Source organism: Flintibacter sp. SJQ-8 (genome assembly GCF_054108085.1).
On the sequence record NZ_JBPJWR010000017.1, the window covers coordinates 167,090 to 184,001 of the forward strand.

Genomic DNA, 16,912 nt, shown 5'->3' on the forward strand with positions numbered 1-16,912 from the left:
TACCGCATGAACTGGAAGAAAAACGCTGTCCACACCGCCAAGATCACCGGCTACACCGCCGAGGGCATGGGGGTGGCCCGGCTGGAGGGCCGGGTGGTCTTTGTCCCCGGGACCATCCGGGGGGAGCGCTGGACCGTCCGCCTGGAAAAGGTGACAAAGAACGTGGCCTGGGCCCGGGGGGTGGAGCTGCTGGAGGCCTCCCCGGAGCGGCTGGAGCCCGACTGTCCCCTGGCGGGCCGGTGCGGCGGCTGCCAGTTCCGGCACATGACCTATGCCGAGGAGCTGCGGGCCAAAGGCCAGCGGGTGGCCGACGCGTTAGAGCGGGTGGGCGGCGTAAAGCTGGACTGGCCCCCGGTGCTGGGGGCGGAGCGGCCCGAGCGCTATCGGAACAAGGTGCAGTTCCCCGTGGCGGAGGAGAAGCGGGGCCTGGCCATCGGCTATTACCGCCCCCGCAGCCACGACGTGCTGGATGCGCCGGACTGCCTGCTCCAGCCCCTGACCGTCACCGCCCTGCGGGGGGCCGTGAAAGAATGGATGGAGCGATATCAGGTCCCCGCCTATGGGGAGGAGGACGGCGCCGGACTGGTCCGGCACCTGTATGTGCGCACCAACAGCCGTGACCAGGCCCTGTGCTGTCTGGTGGTCAACGGCACCGGCCTGCCCTTCCAGCAGGAGCTTGTTGATTCCCTCCGCCGGGCCTGTCCCGGCCTGGTGGGGGTTGTGCTGAATTTCAACACCCGGGACACCAACGTGATCCTGGGAGAGGAATACCGCACCCTGTGGGGCCGGGACTATCTGGAGGAGAAGCTGTGCGGCCTGACCTTCCGGCTGTCGGTGCCGTCGTTTTTCCAGATCAACCGGGCCCAGACCCAGCGGCTGTATCAGGTGGCCCTGGATTTTGCCGGACTGCGTGGGGACGAGACGGTGCTGGACCTGTACTGCGGCATCGGCACCATCTCCCTGGCCCTGGCCCGGCAGGCGGGGCAGGTCATCGGGGCGGAGGTGGTGCCCCAGGCCATTGAAGACGCCAAACAGAACGCCGCCCGGGCGGGCGTCCGCAACGCGGAGTTCTTCTGCGGCGACGCCGGAGCGGTGGCCCAAAAGCTGGCCGATGAGGGCGTGCGCCCCAGGGTCATCTGCGTGGACCCGCCCCGAAAGGGCCTGGGACCGGAGGTCCCCGCCATCCTAGCCTCCATGGCCCCGGAGCGCATCGTCTACGTCTCCTGCGACCCCGCCACCCTGGCCCGGGACGTCAAACGCCTGTCCGACCTGGGCTACCAGGTGAAAAAAGGCCAGGCGGTGGATCTGTTCCCGAGGACTGCCCACGTGGAGACGGTAGTTCTTTTATCCCACAAAAAAGCCGACAGTTACATCCACATTGATGTGGAGTTTGGAGAGGGCGAGGGCAAGATTCCGGTAGATAGTATTGCTAAAAGAGCCGAAGCGTATAAGCCCAAAGAAAAAGTGACCTACAAAATGATTAAGGAGTACATAGAAGCGAAATACGGCTTCAAGGTACATACCGCATATATCGCAGAGGTAAAGCGAAATTTGGGATTGCCGATGTATGATGCTCCTAATGCGGTAGAAGAATTGAAACAGCCGAGGAAACATCCGACACCAGAAAAGGTAGAAGCAATCAAAGATGCACTTCGTTATTTTGCAGTGATATAAAACTTTACTTACAATCGAATATTTCTTACATAGCCGTTTATTCATTTATTTGAGTAAGCGGCTTTTTTCATCCCTATTTTTCGGAATAGGGATATTTTTTGTAGAAGGAGGAGGTTTATTTGAACACGCAAATCATCGCCATCGCCAACCAGAAAGGCGGCGTTGGCAAAACAACAACCTGTGCGAACTTGGGAATAGGTCTGGCACAGGCCGGAAAGAAAGTGCTTCTGATCGACGGGGACCCACAAGGAAGTCTGACAATCAGCTTGGGAAATCCGCAACCGGACAAGCTGCCATTTACACTGTCGGATGCAATGGGCAAAATTCTGATGGATCAGCCTATACGCCCCGGAGAAGGTATTCTGCATCATGCAGAAGGCGTTGACCTGATGCCTGCGGATATTCAGCTTTCCGGTATGGAGGTTTCTCTGGTAAACGCCATGAGCCGTGAAACGGTTTTACGGCAATATCTGGACACACTGAAGGGACAATATTCCCATATCCTGATTGACTGTCAGCCCTCGTTGGGGATGCTTACGGTCAATGCGCTGGCGGCTGCGAACAGGATCATAATTCCCGTTCAGGCAGAGTATCTGCCCGCCAAAGGACTGGAACAGCTTTTATCTACGGTCAGCAAGGTAAAACGGCAGATCAATCCAAAGCTCCAGATTGACGGTATACTGCTGACGATGGTGGATAACCGCACCAACTTTGCCAAAGAGATTGCTGCTTTGCTGCGGGACACCTATGGAAGTAAAATCAAAGTCTTTGGAACGGAGATTCCACACTCTGTCCGTGCAAAGGAAATTAGCGCAGAGGGAAAAAGCATTTTCGTCCATGACCCTGGCGGTAAGGTGGCAGAGGGGTATCGAAATCTGACGAAGGAGGTGTTGAAACTTGAAAAGCAGCGCGAAAAAAGTAGAACTGGCATCGGTAGATGATCTGTTTTCTACGGAGGAGAGCCGTGCCGATGCTCAGAGAGAAAAAGTAGTAGAAATCCCGCTGTCGGAACTGCACCCGTTCAAAGGGCATCCATTCAAAGTCAAGGATGACGAAGCCATGATGGAGACCGCAGACAGTATCAAGCAGTATGGCGTTCTGGTTCCGGCGATTGCTCGACCGGACCCGGAGGGCGGTTATGAGCTGGTAGCCGGACACAGGCGGCACAGAGCCAGTGAGCTGGCAGAAAAGGAGACCATGCCGGTCATTGTTCGGGATTTGGATGATGATGCCGCCACGATCATTATGGTTGACAGCAACCTGCAACGAGAAAGTCTGCTCCCCAGTGAAAGAGCATTTGCCTACAAGATGAAGCTGGATGCCATGAAACATCAGGGAGAGCGAGTTGATTTAACTTCGTCCCAAGTTGGGACGAAGTTGAGAGCCGATGAAATATTGGCTCAGCAGGCTGGTTCAAGCAGAAATCAAGTTCAGCGCTATATCCGTCTGACAGAGCTGATTCCTGAATTGATGGATATGGTGGATGAAAAGAAGATTGCCCTGAACCCTGCCTATGAGCTGTCCTTTCTCAAAAAGGAGGAACAGGTAGACCTGCTGGATGCCATGGACAGCGAACAGGCTACCCCTTCTCTTTCTCAAGCTCAGCGGCTCAAAAAATACAGTCAGGAGGGGCATCTGACCCTCGATATGATGCGTGTCATCATGGGTGAGGAAAAGAAAAGCGATCTGGACCGAGTGACATTTACCTCTGACACCTTGCGAAAGTATTTCCCTAAAAGCTATACGCCCCAGCGGATGCAGGAAACCATCATCAAGCTGCTGGAGGCATGGCAGAAAAAGCGTCAGAGAGATCAGGAACGATGAAAGGAGCCGCCTATGAGGGATATTTCAGCCCGTGAGCTGAAAGGACACAACATTCTCGCCGTAGAGAGGTTTTGGGATAACACCCGCTGGATGATTGAGTTTTCCGTCCTGCGTCCCAGCACAGCTTACGGCAGCCCCGGAGAGGAAATGCGGCTGTTTTTGACCGAGGACGGGTATCAGGCTGCCCTGCAAAGCCAGCAGCGCCGGGAGATTAAGATCAAGCGTTACGCTCGTGTGATTGAGGGACATATCCTCGATTTCAAACCGGGAAAACGCCGCCGCTCATAAACCCATACAACGAAAGGAAAGGAATGACTATGTGTACGGTAAAGGAAATTCAAGAAGCAATCCGGGAAGATTGCAAATCTCAGCATGACATGGATTCAACGGATATTGACCGAGTGATGCAAACACTTCCTTTCGCCCAGGAGGAGCCATTTACAGAGGCGCGTCCTCGAAAGCCGCTGTTTTGGTTCTATGCAAGAAAATTTGAAAAGTGTTGAACACCGCAATTCTTTGGAATGAGGATTGCGGTTTTTTTGTACCCAAAATTCGGAAGGAGTGAGGTCGATGGCCGTTTTTCGTATTGAACGGACCCGTGATTATACCGTGATGAGCAATCATCATTTACGAAATGCAAACCTGTCGTTAAAAGCCAAGGGGCTGCTTTCCATGATGCTGTCTTTGCCAGAAGACTGGAATTACACCACCCGTGGTCTTGCAAAGATCTGTAAGGAGGGCGTGGATGCCATAGGCGCTGCGTTGCGGGAATTGGAGGCTGCCGGTTACATTGTGCGGCACAAGCTGCGTGACCGGCAGGGACGCATCAGCGATACAGAGTATGTCATATACGAGCAGCCACAGCTTAGAAAACCGGATACGGATTCACCAGATACGGAAAACCCGTATATGGATAAACCGGATACGGAAAAGCCCGCAGAATTAAATATAGAGAAATCAAATACAGAAAAATCAATTACTTATGGATCAAGTACCGATTCCATTCCCTTCCGGGAAACAGCGGCGGCAAGACCGCTGGAACGGAAAGGAAGAGATGCGATGTCTGTCACAGAGATAGAAAATTATCGGGAATTGATTTTGGAGAATATCGAGTATGACTGTCTGAAGCAGCGTTATCCTCTCTACCTGGATGACCTGAATGAGATCGTAGAGCTGTTGGTAGAAACGGTCTGTGCCAGACGAAAGACCACCCGGATCTCTGGGGCAGACTTTCCTCACGAGATCGTGCGTTCCCGTTTTTTGAAACTGGACAGCTCCCACATCGAGTTTGTCATGGACTGTCTGCAAAAGAACACCACCCAGGTACGCAACATGAAGCAGTACCTGCTTGCGGTGCTGTTCAATGCGCCTACCACCATGAATAATCACTTCACTTCATTGGTCAACCACGATATGCACGCAGGCGGCTGGTAAAGGCCGCCTTTTATCATGCCAAAGGAGGCACGACATGAACCAGATGGAAATTTTCAAAAACCCGGAGTTTGGCAGTATCCGGGTCATCGAAGAAAACGGCAAATACCTGTTCTGCGGAACGGATGTGGCCGCTGCGCTGGGGTACAGCAATTCCCGCGATGCAATTATCCGCCATTGTAGGTATGTCGTGAAACGCGACGCACCTCACCCACAAAGCCCCGACCGCAAAATCAGTATGACTTTTATCCCCGAAGGAGATTTGTACCGCCTGATTGTTCACAGCAAATTGCCATCGGCAGAACAGTTTGAACAGTGGGTATTCGATGAGGTTCTGCCTACCATTCGCAAGCACGGGGCCTATCTCACAAGAGAGAAGCTTTGGGAGGTAGCTACTTCCCCGGAGGCTCTGATGAAGCTCTGCTCAGACTTGTTGGCTGAGCGTGAAGCAAATATTTCTCTGCGTAAGGAAAATGCACAGCTGGAGGGCAAAGCCGCTTTCTATGACCTGTTCATCGACTTAAAGCACAGCACCAATCTCAGGACAACCGCCAAAGAGTTGGATGTCCCGGAGCGCCGGTTTGTTCGGTTTCTGATAGAACGACGGTTTGTGTACCGCACAGCATCCGGCAATGTGCTGCCCTATGCCAATGTGAAAAATACGGGGCTGTTCTGTGTGAAAGACTACTGCAATCACGGGCATACCGGCTCCTACACGCTGGTTACGCCAAAGGGAAAGCTCTACTTTGCTCAGCTGCGGGAGATGATCTTGCTGGTCTCATAAGAACGGAAAGGAAGTGGGTTTTATGCAGGAAGGCAAAACAATCGGGCAGCTGATGGAGGAAATGCGCCAGAAAGCCGGGGCGCAGAACTATCACGGTCATGACTACATGGATCTCCAGCGATTTGCGGAGAACACCCGGCACATGATTATTTTTGATGTACTGACGCATGACTCCCCGGTTGGCTGGAAAGGAGAACGCACCCGCCTGTTTTTGTCAGATATAGGCTATGAAAAAGCTCTGGACAGTCAGACAAATGGGCAGATCAAGATTCTCAGCCATGCAAAGGTCAGAAATGGAGATTTGTTTTATGACCACAAAGAACAGATACGATAGGAGGAATCCGATATGAATGAGGAAAAGAAAGTACCCTTTAAGTGGGAATATGGGGAAGAAACCATATCGCTGCAACTTGGAATGTATGCGAATAATCAGCGGCTTTATATCGGCATGATTACCCATACAGAAGATGGAGCAGAGGCGTTTGCAGATATGACGGTGAACCTACCAGGATATTCCCTGGACCCCGGAGAGGCGTTTATTTCCGGTGACATCAGCAAGGATTTGCTGCGATTCATCAAAGAGAACAAATTGGGGAAGGTGCTTCCCTATCAGGTTCAGTCCGGTTATGGAAAATATTCTGCCGTTGCCTTTGATCTGGAGAAGTTGAAGGCATTTGACCCCAAAGGTGTGGCAGAGTTTCGGGAAGAGTGGAATCTGCCGGATAAGAAGCCGGTAAAGAAAAAGAACCGCGGGATGGAGCGATGAAGAAATATTTTCTCCGGCGGCTGGTGGTCCCGCCTTAGAAAGAAGTGCACCACCCCTGCACATTTTGTGGAAAGGAGGCGATGAAAATGCAGGAAGAAGTGGAAAACAGGACTTTAACACTGGTTGTCAGTGGAACAAAGTTCACCGGCAGGCTGCTCAAAGCCGCCATCAGCAAGTACATGGCCCACTGCAAGGAAAAGAAGCTGCAAAAGCAGAGAAGCCGTGACGCTCCTGTGACACCCCACGGCAAACAGACCGTCAAGCAGATCATTGGTCAGAATCAGGGGATCTCCAATATTGAGATCACAGACCCATCTATCAAGGAGTTTGAGAAGATCGCCCGGAAATATGGTGTGGATTATGCGGTGAAAAAGGACCGCAGCAGTTCTCCGCCAAAGTACCTGATTTTTTTCAAAGGCCGTGATGCAGATGCTCTGACAGCAGCTTTTACAGAGTACACCAACAAAAAGGTCAAAAAGGCAACGAAAACAGAGCGCCCGTCCGTACTGGCAAAACTTAACCAGTTCAAAGAGATGGTTAAAAATGCTGTGGTGGATCGCACCAAGCGAAAGGAGCTGGAACGATGAAAAAGACATTGGACATCAAAAAGCTCATTTTGCTGAATATGCCGTATATCCTGCTGGGGCTGTTTGCTACCAATTTTGGAGAGGCATGGCGAATGGCACAAGGGGCAGATGCTTCAGAAAAGTTTCTTTCGCTGGTTGCGGTTCTGCCTGGGGCGTTGCAAAGTTTCTGGCCAAGCCTGCATCCATTGGACTTGTTGGTAGGGCTGTGCTGCGGTGTTGGTCTGAGGCTGGCGGTGTATCTTAAAAGCAAGAACGCCAAGAAATATCGACATGGTTTGGAATATGGTTCGGCCCGCTGGAGTGCATAATCTTAACTGTAAACAACGACTTTATGGACGCAGGAGGATATGCACATGAGCAATTACAATAAAATCACAGCCCTTTACTCCCGCCTTTCCGTAGGCGACGAAGACAGGGACGGCGGCGAGAGCAACAGCATACAGAACCAAAAAATCTTTTTAGAGAACTACGCCAAAGGACAGCACCTAACCAATATCCGCCACTACATTGACGACGACGAAAGCGGCAGGTTCTTTGACCGTTCCGCTTATTCCCGCATGATTGAAGATGTGGAAAGCGGCAAAATCGGTGTCTGCATTATGAAAGACCTTACCCGCTGGGGGCGCGACTATCTCCAAGTTGGCAACGCTATGGAGATTTTCAGACGGAACAATGTACGCTTTATCGCAGTCAACAACGGTATAGACAGCGAAAACCCCGACACATTAGAGTTTGCCCCCTTTATCAATATCATGTCGGAGTGGTACGCAAAGGACATCAGCAAGAAAGTGAAAACGGGCATTAAGACCAAAGGCATGAGTGGAAAGCCGATTGCCACCGAAGCCCCTTACGGCTATATCAAAGCCCCGGACAACAAGGATTTTTGGATAATCGACGAGGAAGCCGCCGAGGTTGTACGCCTTATTTTCCGTCTGTTTTTGGACGGGAAAAACCGAAACCAAATCGCCGTATATCTGACACAGGAGCAAATCCCAACCCCCACTTTCTACATGAAAGACCGCGGGCGGGGAACTTGTAAAAATAAGACGCTCAACGAGGATAACCGTTACAAGTGGAACAAAGCCACGCTGACCCATATCCTCACGCGGCAGGAGTATTGCGGCGATGTAGTCAACTTCAAGACCACAAAGCATTTCCGGGATAAGCGAAACCACTATGTAGACAGAAGCCAGTGGCACATCACAGAAAATGTGCATGAGCCGATTATTGACCGCACCGACTTTGAAAATGTGCAGCGGATTTTGGAAAACGCACCTGTCAAACGCCCCAACGGGGACGGAGAAATCCACCCTCTGTCCGGCTTGCTTTTCTGTAAAGACTGCGGTGCAAAAATGCACATTCGCATAGATTACCGAAACGGCGGCAAGCGCCATGTTGCCTATTGCAGCGAGTACCACAAGGGAAAAGCCAAAAATCCCAAGTGCAGCTCCCCGCACATCATGGACGCGGATCTGCTTATGCAGACCGTCGCAGATGTGCTGAAAAAAATCGCGGAATACTCTATCAGCAACCGGGCAGAGTTTGAAGCCTTAGTGAAAAAGAGCCTTGCCATGCAGCAGACCGACAAGACAAAGAAACAGCAGAAGCGTATCCCGCAAATCACGACGCGCCTTGAACAGATTGACAAGGTGCTGAATAAACTTTATGAGGACAACGCGCTGGGTACTATCCCACAAGACCGCTATGAGCAGATGTCGCAGAAGTATTCCGAAGAATACTACTCACTGAAAGCCGAGCTTGAACAGCTTAGGGAACAGCTATCCGCTTTTGAGAACGCGGGAGGACGGGCGCAGAAGTTTGTAAAGCTGATAGACCGTTACGCTGACTTTACCGACCTTACCCCGACTATCCTCAACGAGTTTATCAGCCGGATTGAAGTGCATGAGCGTGACAAGAAAAGGGCGAAACAGGCTATTCAGCATATCGGGATATATTTTAACCATATCGGCAGATTTGAAAATGAACTGACACAGCTTGCAGAGCCGACAGAGCAGGAAATCCGGCAAATGCGTGAGGAAATCGAAGAAGCAAGAAAGGAAAAGAGCCGCGCCTACCACCGCAACTATTCAAGAGAATACCGGGCGAGAAATCTTGAAAAGAGGCGGGAGTACGACCGTATCAAAGCGCGGGAATATCGGGCGAAGAAAAAGGCGCAGGCTGCCGCCGCACTGTCCGCACCATAAAACAGAATAGCAACATCATAGAGGGATTTTCCGAACTACGGGAAGTCCCTTTTTTACGCCCGGAGAAAGGAGTAACCTATTGACAGAAAAGAAAGGAACACCCACCCCGCCGACCAAACCGGACGGAGTTATCACGACACAGAGAAACGGGCAGACCATTCCCCGCCTCCTAATAAGAAAACATGAGATAGTCCAGTAAAATCAATGTTTTCAGAGGCAAGGAACACGATGTGAAGTCAAAAAATCAAATACTGGCAGGATAAAGGGTGCTGATGTGAAATATCAGCACCCTTTTCCTGTCCCAAACGCCATAGGGAATCCTATGGCGTTTTTACTTTCCATCAAGTACACGGAAAACTGTATTGAAAGGGGTGAGAAATCGAAGGTATTTCTTCATGTAGGAAATGCAAATCAAGTGTCCATAGGTTTTCCCACATGGAGAAGCAAGTGGGCACAGAATTGAATTTTTTCCGAAAACGAACACTTTTCCAGACCGCCGGAGGGAGGTGAGATTATGGCGGTATTTCGCATTGAGAAAACCCGCGACTACACGGTGATGGCAAACCATCATCTGCGGAACACGGCACTGTCGCTGAAAGCGAAGGGGCTGCTGTCCCTCATGCTATCCTTGCCGGAGGATTGGGACTACACCACCAAAGGTCTTGCGCGGATATGCCGGGATGGAGTGGACAGCATTTGTGCTACGGTCCGGGAGCTGGAGGATGCGGGATACATTATCCGTGAAAGAGTCCGCAACGCCAACGGGCGGCTCGGCAGCATCGAGTACACGATTTTGGAGCAGCCCAGGCCGCCGGAACCTAAACCGGGAAAACCTGAACGGGAAAATCCAGTTCAGGTAAAACCAGTCTTGGATTCTCCTGTCTTGGGAAAACCTGAACAGGAAAAACCCGCACAATTAAATACTAAAGGATCAAGTAACCAAATATCAAATACTGATTCATCAAGTACGGAAGGATCAAATCCTATCCAATCAAGTCCCCAAACCCCCGCAGAGACCAAACGAACCGGACGGGACTGGATGCGGGAGCGAGAGAGCTATCGGGAACTGATTTTGGAGAATATCGAGTATGACTATCTATGCCGGGATGACCGGCTGGATCGGGATATGCTGAATGAACTGGTGGAACTCATGGTGGATACCGTCTGTTCCCGCAGGGAAACGATCCGCATTGCCGGGGACGACTATCCGGCGGAGGTGGTCAAATCCCGGTTCCTGAAGCTGAACAGTTCTCACATTGAGTATGTGTTGGACCGTATGCGGGAGAACACCACCTATGTCCGCAACATCAAGAAATATCTGCTGGCTGCCCTGTATAACGCCCCGGCCACCATCGACAGCTACTATGCGTCCCTGGTGAACCATGACCTGTACGGCAGCGGAGAAAGGAGATGATAGGTCATGCAGGAAGAAGTCACCCAGCGCACCATTGCCCTCTGTGTGGAGGCCACCAAACTCTCCGCCGGGATGCTGCAGCAGGCCATGAAAAAAGTGCTGGACGAGATGCAGAAAGGAGTGACCGGCCATAAGACCAAGCTGCACCACGGAAAGCAGACCCTCCGGCAGCTGATGAAGCACAACACCGGCGTTTCCAACATCGAGATCACCGACCGGAACATCCGGGCCTTTTCCGCCACCGCCAAGAAGTACGGCATTGACTTTGCTCTGAAAAAGGATACCAGCGGCGAGATACCCCGCTACCTGGTGTTCTTCAAGGGCCGGGATGCCGACGTTATCACGGCAGCCTTTCGGGAGTTCTCCGCAAAGAACCTGGAGAAAGAGAAAAAGCCCTCCATCCGCAAGGAGCTGGAGCAGGCGAAACAGCAGTCCAAAGCCCAGCACCGCCAGCGGGAGAAGGTCAAGACCAAAGACCGGGGTGTGGAATTATGACGGTTGACTGGAAGAAAAAGCTGATCCCCAACCTCCCGTATCTGCTGTTCGTGTATCTCTTTGACAAGCTCTGCCAGGCGGTGCGCCTTGCGCCCGGCCTTGACGCCTCTGAAAAGTTCCTGCATTTGAGCCAGGGCTTTACGGAGGCGTTTTCTTCTGGGCTGCCAAGTCTGCATCCGCTGGACCTGCTGGCGGGTATCGCCGGGGCGGTCATTGTTCGGCTGGCGGTGTATGCCAAGAGCAAGAATACAAAGAAATATCGCAAGGGCATTGAGTACGGCAGCGCACGATGGGGCACGGCGGCCGATATTGCCCCCTATGTCGATCCGGTTCCCGACTGGAACATTCCTTTGACCCAGACGGAAAAGCTCACCATGTCCAGCCGCCCGAAAAATCCCAAGTACGCCCGAAACAAGAACATTCTGGTCATCGGCGGCAGCGGCAGCGGCAAGACCCGGTTCTTCGTCAAGCCCTCACTCATGCAGATGCACAGCAGCTATGTGGTCACCGATCCCAAAGGACAGCTTTTGTCCGAGGTGGGGACCATGCTGCGGCGGGGCGCCCCCAAGCTGGACGAGAACGGAAAACCCCTGCGGGATGCCCGCGGGAAGGTCATCTATGAGCCGTACCGCATTAAAGTCCTCAACACCATCAACTTCAAAAAGAGCATGAAATACAACCCCTTCGCCTATATTCGGTCGGAGAAAGACATCCTCAAATTGGTCAATGTCATCATTGCCAACACCAAAGGCGACGGAGAAAAATCCTCGGAAGATTTTTGGGTGAAGGCCGAGCGGCTTTTGTACTGCGCCCTGATCGGGTACATCTGGTACGAGGCGGAGCCGGAAGAAAAGAACTTCCTCACGCTGCTGGAGCTCATCAACGCATCGGAGGCCAGAGAGGACGACGAGGAATTTCAGTCGCCCGTGGATATTCTGTTCGCCAAGCTGGAGAAGGAGCACCCGGACCACTTCGCTGTGAAGCAGTACCGCAAATTCAAATTGGCTGCCGGCAAGACCTTGAAATCCATCCTGATTAGCTGCGGCGCCCGCCTTGCCCCCTTCGATATTGCGGAGCTGCGGGAGATCATGTCGGACGACGAACTGGAACTGGACACCCTGGGCGACCGAAAAACGGCGCTGTTTCTCATTATGAGCGATACGGATACCACCTTCAACTTCGTTATCGCCATGCTGCAAAGCCAGCTATTCAATCTCCTTTGCGACAAGGCGGACGACGTGTACGGCGGCAGGCTGCCCGTCCATGTGCGGTGCCTCCTGGACGAGTTCGCCAATATCGGGCAGATACCCAACTTCGACAAGTTGATCGCCACCATCCGGAGCCGGGAAATCTCGGCTTCTATTATTTTGCAGTCCCAAAGCCAGTTAAAGACCATCTACAAGGACGCCGCGGATACCATTGTGGGCAACTGCGACACCACCTTGTTTTTGGGAGGCAAGGAGAAATCCACCCTGAAAGAAATCTCGGAGCTGCTGGGCAAGGAGACCATCGACAGCTTCAATCAATCCGAGAACCGGGGCAGTCAGGTTTCCCACGGCCTCAACTATCAGAAATTAGGAAAGGAGCTGATGACCCAGGACGAGATTGCGGTGATGGACGGAGGCAAGTGTATCTTGCAGCTTCGAGGGGTGCGGCCGTTTTTCAGCGACAAGTTTGATATAACGAAGCATCCCCGCTACAAGTACCTTGCCGACGCCGACAAGAAAAATACCTTTGACATTGAACGGTACATGAAACGCAGACCGGCCATTGTGAAGCCGGACGAGCCTTTCGATCTGTACGAATTGAAAGCCACCGACCTTCAACCCAACAATTCAACTGAACGAAAGGAAATGTGAATATGAGCTTTTTTACTAACGCTATCGACGTTTTGCAGACTCTGGTCATCGCCCTGGGCGGCGGCCTGTGCGTGTGGGGCGGCATCAACCTTCTGGAAGGTTACGGCCAGGACAACCCTGCCTCCAAAAGCCAGGGCATCAAGCAGTTCATGGCTAATTAAAGGGAACAAAAAAGAAAGGAAAACCAATCCAGACGGTATCAGCGGCAGGATACAAGAATAAATTGTGATTTCACAAGATTGGTGCTATAATAAGAGAAAAGTTCCTGCCGGGGCAGCCGCCCCGGTGGTATGGATAGAAAGGCAGGAAAACAATATGCACATCAGCTATAAACCACTCTGGCACACACTGTTAGAGCGTGATATGAGGAAAGAGGATTTAAGGCTTGCTGCTGGTATGACAACAAATATGATTGCCAACATGAGCAAAGAGGGAAAGCACATCAGCATGGATACATTAGCCCGTATCTGCGAAACGCTGAATTGTGAGATTACCGATGTGATTGAGTTAGTACCAGACGAGCCTGCTTCCACAGGAGGTAAGGAACATGAGAGAATTGAAACCAAGAATAACGGAAAACGGAATTGATTATATCCTTGTCGGAGATTACTACATCCCGGACTTGAAACTGCCGGAGGAACACCGCCCTATCGGAAAGTACGGACGGATGCACCGGGAATATTTAAGGGAAGTCCACCCAGCCAGATTGAATACATTGATACTGACCGGAGAATTGTGGACATATCTTGCAGACCTGAACGAACAGGCACAGGAACGGTTAGACACTATCATGGAGCAGATGAAAGCCACCGAGGGCGTGACAGAGGAATTGAAGCGAACTCAACAAATGGAATGGGTGCAGCGTTGTAATAACATTCACAACCGGGCAGAAGAAATTGTTTTGCATGATATAATTTATTCATACGGGAGTAATTAAATCGGAGGTATATAAGATGATTGAAATTGTATTTGGTGAAAGTGCCTGTGGAAGTTTGAAAATTGCCCAAACTTACGGTAAGGGAAAGTATAGAGGAAGTGCAGTTTCGGTCTTTATGAGGCACGAAGATGGGAGTGTTCCATCTTCAGATGAAATGAAAGAAGCACAAATTCAAGCACAGGAACAAGAACATATTGCTTGGGAGAATGCTATTCCATTGGGAGGCAAGAGCAGTGATGTTTATTGTTTTGATATGGCTCTTAGTGTGGGAGATATTTCTGATAATGGAATTGGCGAACAGCGGAAAAATGTTCTCAAGAAAATGCTGTCTGTCTGGTTTGTAGAGGATTTAGACTATCAGGTTGAAGAAAAAATACAGAAAATTAAAACTACATTGTCTTCGGTTATTGAACGATATGTAGCTGGGGAAGAAGTTCGTATTTGGTATAGCTATAATCCGGATGAACTTTGCGGTATGTACTGGCTTATGAAACAACTTCGACCATTAAACTGTCAGACAACAATTTATTTGGTTAAGTTACCTGCCTGGGAATATGGAAAAGAAAATACTATGACATCCAAAATAGCATGGGGTGAGGTTTCTCCTGGCGAATGGGGAAAATATATAACTCTACAAGAAAAAGCTAAGCCTGTATTTCTTTCAGCTTGTGCTATGAAATGGAATCAACTTCAAAATGAAAATGCACCTTTGCGTGCAATGCTAAATGGTAAATTGCAAAGTGTTTCAGAAGATATATATGATAGTTTCATTCTTCGTGAAATTGCGGAACAGCCAGAGCAATTCAAAATGGCTATTGTTATAGGTAATGTTTTAGGAAAATATCAACTTGGAATTAGTGATGTATGGATTTCTAATCGCATTGATAAAATGCTTGAAGATGGTGTGTTGGAAATTATACAGGACGCACCAAAGGGAGAAACAAATTATCGCCGGATATTAAGAAAACGAATGAAATAATAACCACAGCAAGAACCGCTGCTACATGGAAGGCACCCCAACCATGCAACAGCGGTTTTTTTTACCGTTTTTTCCTCTGGCTGATAGGCGTTCCCATTTTCTTTGATTTTTTGAGAATCCGAATCAGCCAGCGAAATTCTTCGTCTGACAGATTTTTATAGTTGATACCGAGCTGCTTGCAGTAAAGGACAACCAGCTTTTCATCCCGGCTGCCCTTGAAATTTTCGACTGCTTCGAGATTTTCTTTCAATTCATCGGCAACGGTGGTCTGGGGCGCACTCTCACTGTCCTTTTTGTGGGCTTCCCGAATATCCCGGATAATCAGGTTGAGGTCATCCAGAACCATGTGACTGAAATACTCATCATCACTGATATGGGCGGCTTGCAGCACTTTCAAATGCGGGTCATCTTCGCCTGGGCGATACCGTTCAATGATTTCATGCCGGACGGTATCGACAAGTGCATTGAGGTTTTGAATCTGCATGGTAGCAATCCCGTCCACATAAATCTCAATGTCTGCAAGAAACTTGATGAAATCTTTATGTGTAGCAAGCTCACAGAGCAGACGGTTGTTAATCCGACCGCTTTTCAGCAGTGCCACCATCTCATCATTCAAATGCAGCTCCGTCAATGGTGTGTTGATCTGCTCCCTGTTCTCTGTCCGGCACAGTAGATAATCAACAGAGACCCCATAGAAGTCTGCCAGCGTGATAAGGTTGCCATGATTGATTTCCTTAAAATCCTCTTTTTCATAACTTCCAAGAGCTGATTTGGAAATGCCTGTCAGCTTTGATAGTTCTTCCAGATTTAAGCCTTTGTCCTTGCGGAGTTCCCAAAGGCGTTCCTGTATGCTTGTTGCTCCTTTCATGGGCGCACGCTCCTTTCCGGCGGTTTGATTGCTGCCGCTTAATTGGATTATATCATACTTTCCGCAATCGTGGAAATTTCCGCTTTTTACCCCTAATTCCTACTTTGTGGACATACGGCACAGGGCACAAAAATGTTCTATGATACAGGTAGTTCATCGATGGATTATTCCAATCGAATGACCAGCCTGTGTGGGATATGCTTCCCCGGCGATGTAGTGCCATGACTTTTGGCAGGGATGTGGAGGAACCCTGACCGAAACGAGCGTACCAAAGGGAGCGATACGCCGCTGTGAGATTCAGGGGAGGAACGACACCGGGGAGAACTGGCGAACTGACACCGAAATGATACCGAAACACGACAATCTGATAGGGGGATAGTCTACCCTATCGCTGATACTTCGGGAGATTTTAAGCGGCTCTATGGCCGTAATTTTGCCGAAAATCGCCCCGAAACCATACACTAAAACGGGAGGAAGCGCAATATGTCGAGAATGAGCAAAAAGAGGAAGCATGAGCTTTCCTTTTACCTCAATGGCCGGGGGCGTGTCACTTACAACGAATTGTGCCGGAAATGCCAGCATGGGTGCAGGCAGAGCTTCCGGGCGGTTGTGGTTGACTGCCCCCGTTACTTATCCAAACGAGCAAAGAAAAAGGAGGAACACACAGAATGAATTTTGAATTTATGATGATAGACACACCATTGCCGCCATGTATGCCATTTCCCAGAGCGTTGACAGGATTTCCAGTCAGCAGCACCGCAAAGGTCATGTACTGCCGGATGCTGGACGCTATGCTATCCAAAGGGCAAGAGGACGAGAACGGAATCCTGTTTGTCTGCTTCCCTGTCACAGCCATTGCCGCAGTCCTGTCCCGCAGTCCCATGACGGTCAAGCGTTCTCTGAATGAACTGGAAACCGCCGGACTTATCATGCGGGTGCGTCAGGGCGTTGGAGAACCAAACAGGATTTATGTGCTGATACCGGGAAAGGAGGACGCTGCCCTTGCCTGATACCTCAAAGCTGGAAAATCTCAACCGGGAGTTGGAAAAGTGTGAAAAGAAGCTGCGAAAAGCCATCAATGATGAAAAGG

Annotated in this window: 20 protein-coding genes and 3 pseudogenes; 22 read left to right on the forward strand and 1 reads right to left on the reverse strand. The window is 50.5% G+C overall.

The features are described 5' to 3' along the window. Window positions 1-6: 6 nt before the first annotated feature. The 19 genes and pseudogenes from rlmD (at window position 7) to ACSAMP_RS16600 (ending at window position 14,954) form a co-directional block, all read left to right on the forward strand. A complete protein-coding gene (rlmD, locus tag ACSAMP_RS16510; RefSeq protein ID WP_457801085.1) occupies window positions 7-1,674 on the forward strand; it encodes a 23S rRNA (uracil(1939)-C(5))-methyltransferase RlmD in 1,668 nt (555 codons plus the stop codon). A 119-nt stretch (window positions 1,675-1,793) separates the two neighbouring features. Further along, window positions 1,794-2,615, forward strand: coding sequence for a ParA family protein (locus ACSAMP_RS16515; RefSeq protein ID WP_055228680.1), 822 nt, complete (start codon window positions 1,794-1,796; stop codon window positions 2,613-2,615). Next, window positions 2,572-3,498, forward strand: a complete 927-nt coding sequence (locus ACSAMP_RS16520) for a ParB/RepB/Spo0J family partition protein (protein ID WP_055290218.1) — start codon at window positions 2,572-2,574, stop codon at window positions 3,496-3,498. Before ACSAMP_RS16515 ends, ACSAMP_RS16520 begins: the two co-directional genes overlap by 44 nt. 12 nt (window positions 3,499-3,510) lie before the next feature. Continuing rightward, window positions 3,511-3,786 carry a DUF5720 family protein gene (locus ACSAMP_RS16525; protein ID WP_002592134.1) on the forward strand — a complete coding sequence of 92 codons (276 nt, stop codon included), beginning with the start codon at window positions 3,511-3,513 and terminating at the stop codon, window positions 3,784-3,786. A 29-nt stretch (window positions 3,787-3,815) separates the two neighbouring features. Then, the gene (locus tag ACSAMP_RS16530; protein ID WP_015527914.1) at window positions 3,816-4,001 is read left to right on the forward strand and encodes a hypothetical protein; all 186 of its coding nucleotides are present in this window, start codon (window positions 3,816-3,818) and stop codon (window positions 3,999-4,001) included. A 67-nt stretch (window positions 4,002-4,068) separates the two neighbouring features. Beyond that, a complete protein-coding gene (locus tag ACSAMP_RS16535) occupies window positions 4,069-4,932 on the forward strand; it encodes a DUF6017 domain-containing protein (protein WP_117529581.1) in 864 nt (287 codons plus the stop codon). 34 nt (window positions 4,933-4,966) lie between these two features. Next, window positions 4,967-5,713 carry a BRO family protein gene (locus ACSAMP_RS16540; protein WP_009004944.1) on the forward strand — a complete coding sequence of 249 codons (747 nt, stop codon included), beginning with the start codon at window positions 4,967-4,969 and terminating at the stop codon, window positions 5,711-5,713. Between the two features lie 22 nt (window positions 5,714-5,735). Further along, window positions 5,736-6,047, forward strand: a complete 312-nt coding sequence (locus tag ACSAMP_RS16545; protein ID WP_457801086.1) for a DUF5720 family protein — start codon at window positions 5,736-5,738, stop codon at window positions 6,045-6,047. A 12-nt stretch (window positions 6,048-6,059) separates the two neighbouring features. Next, a complete protein-coding gene (locus ACSAMP_RS16550) occupies window positions 6,060-6,479 on the forward strand; it encodes a DUF4313 domain-containing protein (protein WP_002576240.1) in 420 nt (139 codons plus the stop codon). Window positions 6,480-6,565: 86 nt separating this feature from the next. Then, window positions 6,566-7,066: a PcfB family protein gene (locus tag ACSAMP_RS16555; protein WP_015527532.1), complete on the forward strand. Its 501-nt coding sequence runs from the start codon at window positions 6,566-6,568 to the stop codon at window positions 7,064-7,066. Continuing rightward, a pseudogene (locus tag ACSAMP_RS16560) lies at window positions 7,063-7,863 on the forward strand (recombinase family protein); the annotation flags it as partial. The gene ACSAMP_RS16555 and the pseudogene ACSAMP_RS16560, both read left to right, overlap by 4 nt. An 18-nt stretch (window positions 7,864-7,881) precedes the next feature. Beyond that, window positions 7,882-9,270: a recombinase family protein gene (locus ACSAMP_RS16565; RefSeq protein WP_370816525.1), complete on the forward strand. Its 1,389-nt coding sequence runs from the start codon at window positions 7,882-7,884 to the stop codon at window positions 9,268-9,270. Window positions 9,271-9,784: 514 nt separating this feature from the next. Beyond that, on the forward strand, window positions 9,785-10,684 hold the full coding sequence (locus ACSAMP_RS16570; RefSeq protein WP_117515954.1) for a DUF6017 domain-containing protein: 900 nt from the start codon (window positions 9,785-9,787) through the stop codon (window positions 10,682-10,684). A 6-nt stretch (window positions 10,685-10,690) separates the two neighbouring features. Next, window positions 10,691-11,179, forward strand: a complete 489-nt coding sequence (locus tag ACSAMP_RS16575) for a PcfB family protein (RefSeq protein WP_117515955.1) — start codon at window positions 10,691-10,693, stop codon at window positions 11,177-11,179. Next, window positions 11,176-13,038, forward strand: coding sequence for a VirD4-like conjugal transfer protein, CD1115 family (locus tag ACSAMP_RS16580; protein ID WP_118235786.1), 1,863 nt, complete (start codon window positions 11,176-11,178; stop codon window positions 13,036-13,038). The genes ACSAMP_RS16575 and ACSAMP_RS16580 overlap by 4 nt, the downstream gene beginning before the upstream one ends. 2 nt (window positions 13,039-13,040) lie before the next feature. Next, window positions 13,041-13,193, forward strand: a pseudogene (locus ACSAMP_RS16585) (Maff2 family mobile element protein); the annotation flags it as partial. 70 nt (window positions 13,194-13,263) lie between these two features. Beyond that, window positions 13,264-13,626 (forward strand): helix-turn-helix domain-containing protein, encoded by a 363-nt coding sequence (locus ACSAMP_RS16590; RefSeq protein ID WP_022742028.1) that lies wholly within the window; start codon window positions 13,264-13,266, stop codon window positions 13,624-13,626. Beyond that, the gene (locus tag ACSAMP_RS16595; protein ID WP_009296082.1) at window positions 13,586-13,975 is read left to right on the forward strand and encodes a TnpV protein; all 390 of its coding nucleotides are present in this window, start codon (window positions 13,586-13,588) and stop codon (window positions 13,973-13,975) included. The genes ACSAMP_RS16590 and ACSAMP_RS16595 overlap by 41 nt, the downstream gene beginning before the upstream one ends. 16 nt (window positions 13,976-13,991) lie before the next feature. Next, window positions 13,992-14,954 carry a DUF3658 domain-containing protein gene (locus ACSAMP_RS16600; protein WP_014078537.1) on the forward strand — a complete coding sequence of 321 codons (963 nt, stop codon included), beginning with the start codon at window positions 13,992-13,994 and terminating at the stop codon, window positions 14,952-14,954. 61 nt (window positions 14,955-15,015) lie between these two features. On the opposite strand, the gene ACSAMP_RS16605 is transcribed toward ACSAMP_RS16600, so the two are convergent. Then, window positions 15,016-15,822: a helix-turn-helix domain-containing protein gene (locus ACSAMP_RS16605; protein WP_009296084.1), complete on the reverse strand. Its 807-nt coding sequence runs from the start codon at window positions 15,820-15,822 to the stop codon at window positions 15,016-15,018. Window positions 15,823-16,305: 483 nt separating this feature from the next. On the opposite strand from ACSAMP_RS16605, the gene ACSAMP_RS16610 reads away from it, so the two are divergent. The 3 genes and pseudogenes from ACSAMP_RS16610 to ACSAMP_RS16620 form a co-directional block, all read left to right on the forward strand. Then, on the forward strand, window positions 16,306-16,494 hold the full coding sequence (locus ACSAMP_RS16610) for a hypothetical protein (RefSeq protein WP_457801087.1): 189 nt from the start codon (window positions 16,306-16,308) through the stop codon (window positions 16,492-16,494). Then, window positions 16,491-16,832, forward strand: coding sequence for a replication initiator protein A (locus ACSAMP_RS16615; RefSeq protein WP_118300501.1), 342 nt, complete (start codon window positions 16,491-16,493; stop codon window positions 16,830-16,832). Before ACSAMP_RS16610 ends, ACSAMP_RS16615 begins: the two co-directional genes overlap by 4 nt. Then, window positions 16,825-16,912 (forward strand): annotated as a pseudogene (locus ACSAMP_RS16620) (DUF3847 domain-containing protein); the annotation flags it as partial. The gene ACSAMP_RS16615 and the pseudogene ACSAMP_RS16620, both read left to right, overlap by 8 nt.